Genomic DNA, 8,121 nt, shown 5'->3' with positions numbered 1-8,121 from the left:
ACGAAGGAGCAAGCAACGGCACCTGATCGTCGGGACACCCGTGGCCGCGAACTCGAGCGCGCCGGCGCTCCAATAAACTCAGCCCATGACTGCCGAACAGGCCGCTGCGGCGATTGCCGAACGTACGGGAGTGCCGCGTCATCGCGTGGCCGTGGTGCTGGGATCGGGGTGGCAGGAGGCAGCAGCCGAGATCGGCGCGCCGCGCGCCTCGATCCCCATGACGGAGTTACCCGGCTTCGGCAAACCCAGTGCGCAGGGGCACGGCGGCACGGTGCATTCGGTCACCGTGAACGACAACAACGTGCTGCTGCTGATGGGCCGCCAGCACCTGTACGAGGGCTACACACCGCAACAGGTGGTGCACCCGGTGACCGCGGCGATCGCGGCGGGCGCCGAGATCGTGCTGCTCACCAATGCCGCGGGTGGGCTCAGGGCGGGCCTGCGGGTGGGTGAGCCGGTGCTGATCGCCGACCACATCAACCTCACCGCGCGCACCCCGCTGGTAGGCGCGCGATTCGTCGACCTGGTCGACGCCTGGGATCCCGAATTGCGTTCGCTGACACGGGAAATCGACCCGAGTCTGACCGAGGGTGTGTACGCCGGGCTCATCGGTCCGCAGTACGAGACGCCCGCCGAGATCCGCATGCTCGCGACCATCGGTGCCGACCTGGTCGGTATGTCGACGGTGCTCGAGGCGATCGAGGCGCGTTCACTGGGGGCGAAGGTGCTCGGCATCTCGCTGGTCACCAATCTGGCCGCGGGCGTTACCGGCGAACATCTTTCGCACGCGGAGGTGCTGGCCGAGGGGCAAGCCGCGGCGCCCCGGCTGGGCAAGCTGCTGCGCGGCATTCTGGAGCGCGTGTAGATGCTGCGCTTCGGGACCGCAGGCCTGCGTGGACCGTTGCGTGAGGGCCCGGACGGGATGAACGTGACGACGGTGTCACGGGCCACCGCCGGGCTGGCCGACTGGCTGCGCGAACGTTGCCTCGGCGGTGGCGCCGTGGTGGTCGGGCGGGACGCGCGGCACGGGTCGGCGGATTTCGCCACGGCGACCGCTGAGATCTTCACTGCCGCAGGCTTTCCCGTCACGGTGCTGCCGGACCCGGTGCCGACTCCGGTGGTGGCGTTCGCGGTGCGTGAGCTGGGTGCGGTGGCGGGGGTGCAGATCACCGCCTCGCACAATCCGCCTGCCGACAACGGTTACAAGGTGTACCTCGACGGCGGGTCGCAATTGATCGCGCCCGCCGACAGCGAGATCGAGAAGCGCATCGAGGCGGTTGTCGAACCTGTTGCACGGGAAGCTGTTTCGACCTCCGGTGCCGATCTGGTCGATCACTATCTCGAGCGGGTCGCGGAATTGCCCCGGCTGCTCGGCGGTCCCGGCGAACGGGCGGATGTGCGGATCGCGCTGACCGCGCTGCACGGGGTCGGCGGTGAACTCGCGGTGCGCGCACTGGCCGCGGCCGGGTTCACCGATGTGCGGGTGGTCGAGGTGCAGTTCGCCCCCGACCCCGACTTCCCCACCGTCTCCTTCCCCAATCCGGAAGAGCCGGGCGCCGCCGATCTGTTGCTCGCGCTGGCCGAGCGGGTCGATGCCGACGTGGCGATCGCCCTCGATCCCGATGCCGATCGGTGCGCGCTCGGAGTGCCCGGCCCGGATGGTTGGCACATGCTGCGCGGCGACGAAACCGGTGTACTGCTGGCCGACTACGTGCTGCGCACGCACCCCACCGACCCGCTGGTCGCCACGACCATCGTGTCCTCACGCCTGCTGTCGAAGCTGGCCGCCGCGCGCTCGGCCCGCTACGCCGAGACCCTCACCGGCTTCAAATGGCTGGCCAGGGCGGGCGACGGACTCGTCTACGCCTACGAGGAGGCCATCGGGCACTGCGTCGACCCCGCCAAGGTCCGCGACAAGGACGGCATCTCGGCCGCGGTGGCCGCCGCCGACCTCGTCGCCCTGCTGAAGGCTCAGGACACCACCCTGCAAGGCGAACTCGACTCCTACGCTGTCGAATTCGGCCTGCACGCGGGCGGGCAGGTATCCCTGCGCCTGCCCGACCAGGCCGCCGCGAGCGTGCTGGTCGCCGCCCTGCGCGCGAACCCACCCAGCGACATCGCAGGCACCCCGGTGAAATTCACCGACCAGGCGCAGGTCCGCGGCCGGCTCCGCACCGACGCACTGATCTTCGACGCCGACGACTTCCGCATCGTCGTGCGTCCCTCGGGCACCGAACCCAAACTCAAGTGCTACCTGGAGGTATTCGCCCCGGTCGCCGGCCGAGACGACCTGAACGACGCGAAACAGCTCACCGCCCAGCGCCTCTCCCAGCTCACCACGTTCTGCCGGTCGCTGGCAGCGGGCGAGCAATAGTTCAGCGGGGGCCGAACTGGCGGTCGCCCGCGTCGCCGAGGCCGGGGACGATGTAGGCGTTCTCGTTGAGTTTCTCGTCGATGGCGGCGGTGATCAGGCGGACCGGGAGGCCCGAGGCCGCGAGGGCGGCAACGCCTTCGGGTGCCGAGACGACGCAGATGGCGGTGATGTCGGTCGCGCCGCGGGCGGCGAGCAGTTCGATCGTGTGGCGCATGGAACCGCCGGTCGCCAGCATCGGATCGAGGACGAAGACGGGCAGGCCGGTGAGGTCGGCGGGCAGCGACTCGAGGTACGGCACCGGCTCGTGGGTCTGCTCGTCGCGGGCGATGCCGACGAAGCCGACGCGGGCTTCGGGCACGAGTTCGGCTGCGGCGTAGACCATGCCGAGCCCGGCGCGCAGCACCGGAACGAGCAGTGGGGGCGCCGCCAAGCGGACGCCCTCGGTGACCGCGACCGGCGTGTCGATGGGCTCGCGCACCACCGGCGCGTCGCGCAGCGCCTCGTACATGAGGATGCCGGTGAGATCGGCCAGAGCATTGCGGAAAGTGGCGTTGTCGGTCCGGGCGTCCCGCATGGTGCTGAGCAGGGCCGCGGCGAGTGGATGATCGACGGTGTCGGTGCGCATGAAAAGACGATAGGGTCGCTTGGCGCTTCGCGCCTACGACCGCTGGGGAAATTTTCGCGGTAGTAGGGAACCGAATGCGGCGTCGGTGCGTCCAAGATACTGAGTGACGTACTCTGCCCGGGAACTCGAGGATTGGGGGAAGTTCGATGACGAAAAAAATGTCGGCCGATGCCGAAGGCATCGTCGCGTACAGCGCAGCTGCTGAGGTGATGGCCACGGAACTGGCCACGGCGGCGGCTGGTTCGGTTGCCTCCGACCCCACCCTGCTCGGCCCCATCATGGGTCTCATCGGCGGCGATTTCACCGCCGCCTACTCCGCCGCGCACGCCGGTCACGTGGCGTCGATCGCCCAGCTGTCGGCGGTCATGGGGAGCATGGGGCTGGCCACCGCCAGCGCCGCGACCACCCTCGTCGAGACCGACCTGAACAACGCGGCCGGGCTCAGCGCCGCCGCGGGCGACATCGGTACCGAAGCATGATCGACCTCAGCGGCCTGGCTCAGCCCCTCCTCGATCTGCTGTCGAGCTTCGGCACCGGCGTACTCGGCACCGGCGGCGCATCCGACGGCTTGCGCTCGACCTCGACCAACCTCGACCAGATCTACCAACAGGGCCGCAGCAGCATCAACAACGTGAACACCGCGTGGGACGGCCAGGCCGTCGACGCGGCCACCGCCAAGGCGCTGCGCGTACAGACCTCCTCGGCGACTCTGAGCGACAACGGCACCGAGATGGCGACCGTCGTCGACCAGGCCGCCGCCTATGTGGAGACCGGTCAGAAAGAGCTCGACGGAATCGTCAACTCGTTCCTGTCGCAAGTGTCCGCGCTCAGCCCCACCCTGGGCACCCCGGCCGGTCTGACCGCCGTGGTGAGCTCGGCGATCGATCACATCGGTCAGGGCATGGGCGTCGTCGGCCGGGTACAGGACGAACTCGGCACCCAGACCTCCGCGATCCAGGAGCTCACCCCCGCGCCGTCGAGCACGTCACTGGCGAGCGTCTCGTCCGGCGCGAGCAACCTCGTGTCCTCGGCCTCGAGTTCGGGCCTGCTCTCGACCGCGGCGAGCACCGGCAGCACAGTGCTCAGCGCCATGGGTTCCGGCCTGTCGACAGCGATGGGCGGCAGCAACAGCAGCAACAGCTCCTCGAAGTCGACCACCACGGGTGGGACCTCCGCGGGCACGGGCGGATCGACGGGGTCATCGGCCGGTTCGTCGACAGGGTCCGGTACCGGCGTCAAGATCACCCTGCCCGACGGCAGCACCGTCGAGGCGCCCAACGAGAAGGCCGCGACCGCGGTCCGCTCGGCCATCGGCGCCGTCGGCACCCCGTACGTCTGGGGCGGCAACGACCCCCAGTCGGGCATCGACTGCAGCGGGCTCACCAAGTACGCCTACGGCGAGGCCGGGGTCGAACTGCCACGGCTGGCGCAGGAACAGCACATCGGCAATCCTCAGGTATCCCCCGGTGACCTGATGCCGGGCGATCTGGCGGTGTGGGACGGCCATGTCGCCATGGTCGTCGGCAACGGGCAGCTCGTCGAGGCGGGCGATCCGGTTTCGATCAGTTCCATCCGAACGGAGAACAGTGGCATGGAGTTCTACGGCTTCTACAGGCCTACCGAATGAGCGGCACGCCGATCCCCGAGGTCCCCAATGTGGAGTCCGCGGTCAGCACCAACCGCTCCGGCACGATCTCGGTCCGCGCGACCAGCATGGGTCTGCCGATCGCGCTCAAGTTCGAACGCAGTGAATACCAGTTCGGCGCACAGGCGCTGGCCGACGAGATCCTGCGCCTGACCCGGCGCTCGACCATCGCCGCCGCGGCTCGCCTGCGCGAGGTCTACAGCGAGCAGGCGCAGATCCCCGACGAACTGCTCGACAAGATGAACCTGCCCACCCGGCGTCAGGCGGTCGACGAGCTCGATCGCATCGACGACGCCGACACCGGTCAGACGAGTTGGATGAGGCCACTGTGAGTGCGGAAATGGATGCCCTGGTCGCGGGCGTCACCGGAAAACTCGAGGCGCTCGAGGCCGCGCTGTACGGGTTGAAGCAGGTCAACGGGCGTTTCACCACCGAGGACGGGCTGGTCACCGCCGAGGTGAACAGCGACGGCGCCCTCGTCGCCCTGACGCTGGACGAAGCCATCACCACGCTGGCGCCCACCGAGGCCGCCGCACTCATCCTGTCGGCCTGCAAACAGGCCACCGAGACCGCCGGTGAGGCACGTTCCAACATCATTGCGACACTGAACGAATCGCTCGCCGGCCCGAGTGCACAGCCCGACGGGCAATTAGCACCCGGGCCGGATAGTGCCCGGCGCTCGAGCTAGCTAGGCTTCGCGTCATGGCTTCTGGAGACATCGTCCCGATCGAGCTCGGTCTGACCGATGGCGATCTCGTCACCCTGTGGGCACCGCGCTGGCGCGACGGTGACGACGAGTGGGAGGCGTTCCTCGGTCACGAGGACGACCTCTACGGATTCGAGTCCGTTGCGGAGCTGGCGGCGTTCATCCGCACCAACTCCGACAACGACCTCGTCGACCACCCGTCCTGGGCGGTCATCGCCGGACTTTCGGCCGCTGAGCTGGAGCCGGAGGAGAATTTCAGCTTCGATCTGGTCTCCGTGCCGGAACTGGCGGCGGGCGACCCGGACGTCGACGTCGTCGGCGAGCTCGAGGACACCCTGGCGATGGTGCGCAATATCGCCGAGGTGTGCGAGCTCGACGTGGTGACCAAGTTCTTCGGCAACAACCCGGTGCTCGGTGCGCTGGCCAGCGGGGCGAGCACATTCGTCGGCCGCGACGGTGAAGAGCTGTGGGACCAGGTCGGTGCCGCGATCGTCAAGGGCTGGGACGACGTGCTCGACGCGATCGACAGCGTCGTCAGCACACCCGACGTCGACGCGGCCGCGGTGGCCGTCGCCGAGGCGGAGCTGCTGGCGGCCGAGGAGAACGAGGTCGACGCCGACGATGCCGCCGAAGAGGAGGAAGAGTTCGAGAACGTCGACCTCTCCGCGGCCGACGAGGACGAAGAGGAGTCCTTCTGGGACGAGGTCGGCATCGACCCCGTCAAGATCGTCACCTCCGACGGCGAGCAGTTCACCCTGCGCTGCTACCTCGACGACGAGCCGATCTTCCTCGGTGACGGCAGCACCATCACCGTCTTCGGTTCCGAGCGCGCACTGGCCCGCTACCTGGCCGACGATCACGAGCACGAGCTGTCGCGGGTGTCGACCTACGCCGAGGTGCAGACCGCGGCGGTGGACGGTTCGCTCGAGGTCGAGGTGACCGACGAGAACGTCTACGTGCTCACCGGTCTGGTCGACGATCTGGCCGAGGGACCGGAGGCGGTCGATATCGAACAGCTCGACCTCGCGGTCGAACTGTTCAGCGACGCGGCCGACTACGCCGATGACGACAGCGTCGAAACGGCTCTCGCACAGTCGAACCCGCTGGGCTGGTACGTCTCGTACCTGCTCAACCCGGATCCGAACCGGATGGCGCCGAACCCGCCGTACGCGTCGGAGGCCCAGCAGTTCCGCGACTTGCAGCGTGCGTTCGAAGCACGCCTCGTCAGCGAGTAGTTCTCGACAGATCAGGGGTGGCGCCGATACGGTGCCACCCCTGATTCATGTCAACCGAGCAGGACCGCGTAACCCGGCTTGATCACTTCGTCGATGATCTTCAGCCGGTCCGGGAACGGGATGAAGGCCGACTTCATGGCGTTGATGGTGAAGCGTTCCAGGTCGCTCCAGCCGTAGCCGAAGGTGTCGACCAGCTTGAGCATCTCCTCGCTCATGGAGGTGTCGCTCATCAGGCGGTTGTCGGTGTTGACGGTGACCCGGAAGCGCAGGCGGGCCAGCAGGTCGAACGGATGCTTGTCCAGCGAGGGCACCGCGCCGGTCTGCACATTCGACGAGGGACACAGTTCCAGCGGTACCCGCATATCGCGCACGTAGTTCGCGACGAGGCCGAGCTGGGCGTCCTGGATGTCGCCCGGGACGCTGATGTCGTCGGTGATGCGCACTCCGTGGCCCAGCCGATCGCAGCCACAGAACGCCAGCGCCTCGTGAATCGACGGCAGGCCGAACGCCTCACCCGCGTGAATCGTGAAGTGCGCGTGATTGGCTCGCAGATACTCGAACGCGTCCAGGTGCCGGGTGGGAGGAAATCCCGCCTCGGCGCCCGCGATGTCGAACCCGCCCACCCCGGCATCCCGGAACCGCACGGTCAGCTCCGCGATCTCCCGCGACCTCGCCGCGTGCCGCATCGCCGTGAGCAGACACGTCACCCGAACGACGTTGCCCTGTTCCGCCGCGATCGCCTCGCCCTCCCGGAACCCCGCGAGGGTGTGCTCGACCACCTCGTCGAGCGTGAGGCCCTTTTCGAGGTGCTGCTCGGGCGCGAACCGCACCTCCGCGTACACGACCCCGTCAGCGGCGAGATCGATCGCGCACTCCCGCGCCACCCTGCGCAGCCCCTCCGGGGTCTGCATCACCGCGACCGTGTGCGCGAACGTCTCCAGATACCGCTCGAGCGATCCGCTGTCGGCGGCGTCACGAAACCACGCCCCCAAACTCTCGGCATCGGCAGCGGGTAATTCGTCATAACCGCAATCAGCGGCCAGCTCTAGCACCGTCGAGGGCCGCAGACCACCATCGAGGTGATCATGCAGCAAGGCCTTCGGTGCGCGTCGGATCGAAGCAAGGTCAAGGGGCGCCGGTCCAGTCATGTATAGACGGTAGCCGCCCACGCCGATCCCGGCAGCGAAGTCCCCACGTGGCAACCGTCTCGTTGATTACCCGCCCCGCAAACGACTATTACGAGCCACCCACCGCATTCCCCACACCCCACACCCAGCCAGTCCCCTCCCCACCGGCCACACCTCACACCCAGCCAGTCCCCCTCCCCAACAACCCACCGCCCACACCCAACCGTCCCCCTCTTCAACAACCCACCGCCCACACCCAGCCCGTCCCCGTCTTCAACAACCCACCCAACCCAGCCACCGCACTCCCGACCCCTAGGGAGGGACGGCCACGAAGTGGCCGGTCCGCGGCCGGGCCGCCGGTCAGGCGCCGGGGCGTAGGCGACGAAGGAGCAAGCCCCGGTGCCTAACC

Annotated in this window: 9 protein-coding genes; 7 read left to right on the top strand and 2 right to left on the bottom strand. The window is 68.3% G+C overall.

Annotated features, from left to right (window positions below; all coding sequences use genetic code 11):
* Positions 1–85: 85 nt before the first annotated feature.
* Together ACWGCN_RS35570 and ACWGCN_RS35565 are read left to right on the top strand one after the other, a co-directional pair.
* Complete coding sequence (locus ACWGCN_RS35570; protein WP_452460354.1) at positions 86–865, top strand: purine-nucleoside phosphorylase; 780 nt, start codon at positions 86–88, stop codon at positions 863–865.
* The gene (locus ACWGCN_RS35565) at positions 866–2,374 is read left to right on the top strand and encodes a phospho-sugar mutase (protein ID WP_452460355.1); all 1,509 of its coding nucleotides are present in this window, start codon (positions 866–868) and stop codon (positions 2,372–2,374) included. It begins immediately after the preceding gene.
* A 1-nt stretch (position 2,375) separates the two neighbouring features.
* On the opposite strand, the gene upp is transcribed toward ACWGCN_RS35565, so the two are convergent.
* Positions 2,376–2,999: a uracil phosphoribosyltransferase gene (upp, locus tag ACWGCN_RS35560; RefSeq protein ID WP_378995364.1), complete on the bottom strand. Its 624-nt coding sequence runs from the start codon at positions 2,997–2,999 to the stop codon at positions 2,376–2,378.
* Between the two features lie 146 nt (positions 3,000–3,145).
* Here upp and ACWGCN_RS35555 point away from each other — a divergent pair, with 146 nt between their 5' ends.
* From ACWGCN_RS35555 to ACWGCN_RS35535, 5 genes are read left to right on the top strand one after another with little or no spacing between them, the layout of a single operon-like run.
* Positions 3,146–3,478 (top strand): hypothetical protein, encoded by a 333-nt coding sequence (locus ACWGCN_RS35555; RefSeq protein WP_379314914.1) that lies wholly within the window; start codon positions 3,146–3,148, stop codon positions 3,476–3,478.
* Entirely contained in the window at positions 3,475–4,626 is a 1,152-nt protein-coding gene (locus tag ACWGCN_RS35550; protein WP_452460356.1) for an NlpC/P60 family protein, read from the top strand. The genes ACWGCN_RS35555 and ACWGCN_RS35550 overlap by 4 nt, the downstream gene beginning before the upstream one ends.
* The gene (locus tag ACWGCN_RS35545; protein ID WP_101464284.1) at positions 4,623–4,976 is read left to right on the top strand and encodes a hypothetical protein; all 354 of its coding nucleotides are present in this window, start codon (positions 4,623–4,625) and stop codon (positions 4,974–4,976) included. The genes ACWGCN_RS35550 and ACWGCN_RS35545 overlap by 4 nt, the downstream gene beginning before the upstream one ends.
* A complete protein-coding gene (locus tag ACWGCN_RS35540; protein WP_378635517.1) occupies positions 4,973–5,332 on the top strand; it encodes a YbaB/EbfC family nucleoid-associated protein in 360 nt (119 codons plus the stop codon). Before ACWGCN_RS35545 ends, ACWGCN_RS35540 begins: the two co-directional genes overlap by 4 nt.
* Before the next feature lie 14 nt (positions 5,333–5,346).
* Positions 5,347–6,585, top strand: coding sequence for a primosomal protein (locus ACWGCN_RS35535; RefSeq protein WP_378995357.1), 1,239 nt, complete (start codon positions 5,347–5,349; stop codon positions 6,583–6,585).
* A 50-nt stretch (positions 6,586–6,635) separates the two neighbouring features.
* Here the strand turns inward: ACWGCN_RS35535 and ACWGCN_RS35530 are convergent, their stop codons facing one another.
* Complete coding sequence (locus ACWGCN_RS35530) at positions 6,636–7,733, bottom strand: adenosine deaminase (RefSeq protein WP_452460357.1); 1,098 nt, start codon at positions 7,731–7,733, stop codon at positions 6,636–6,638.
* Positions 7,734–8,121 lie beyond the last annotated feature (388 nt).

This window comes from Nocardia sp. NPDC055050, assembly GCF_053608345.1.
This window is presented reverse-complemented; position numbering and strand designations above follow the sequence as displayed.

Bases quoted from the DNA above. Each gene is read 5' to 3' on its own strand.
- ACWGCN_RS35565 (WP_452460355.1), top strand. From the start codon at position 866: ATGCTGCGCTTCGGGACCGCAGGCCTGCGTGGACCGTTGCGTGAGGGC.
- ACWGCN_RS35535 (WP_378995357.1), top strand. From the start codon at position 5,347: ATGGCTTCTGGAGACATCGTCCCGATCGAGCTCGGTCTGACCGATGGC.
- ACWGCN_RS35550 (WP_452460356.1), top strand. From the start codon at position 3,475: ATGATCGACCTCAGCGGCCTGGCTCAGCCCCTCCTCGATCTGCTGTCG.
- ACWGCN_RS35530 (WP_452460357.1), bottom strand. From the start codon at position 7,733: ATGACTGGACCGGCGCCCCTTGACCTTGCTTCGATCCGACGCGCACCG.
- ACWGCN_RS35545 (WP_101464284.1), top strand. From the start codon at position 4,623: ATGAGCGGCACGCCGATCCCCGAGGTCCCCAATGTGGAGTCCGCGGTC.
- ACWGCN_RS35570 (WP_452460354.1), top strand. From the start codon at position 86: ATGACTGCCGAACAGGCCGCTGCGGCGATTGCCGAACGTACGGGAGTG.
- upp (WP_378995364.1), bottom strand. From the start codon at position 2,999: ATGCGCACCGACACCGTCGATCATCCACTCGCCGCGGCCCTGCTCAGC.
- ACWGCN_RS35555 (WP_379314914.1), top strand. From the start codon at position 3,146: ATGACGAAAAAAATGTCGGCCGATGCCGAAGGCATCGTCGCGTACAGC.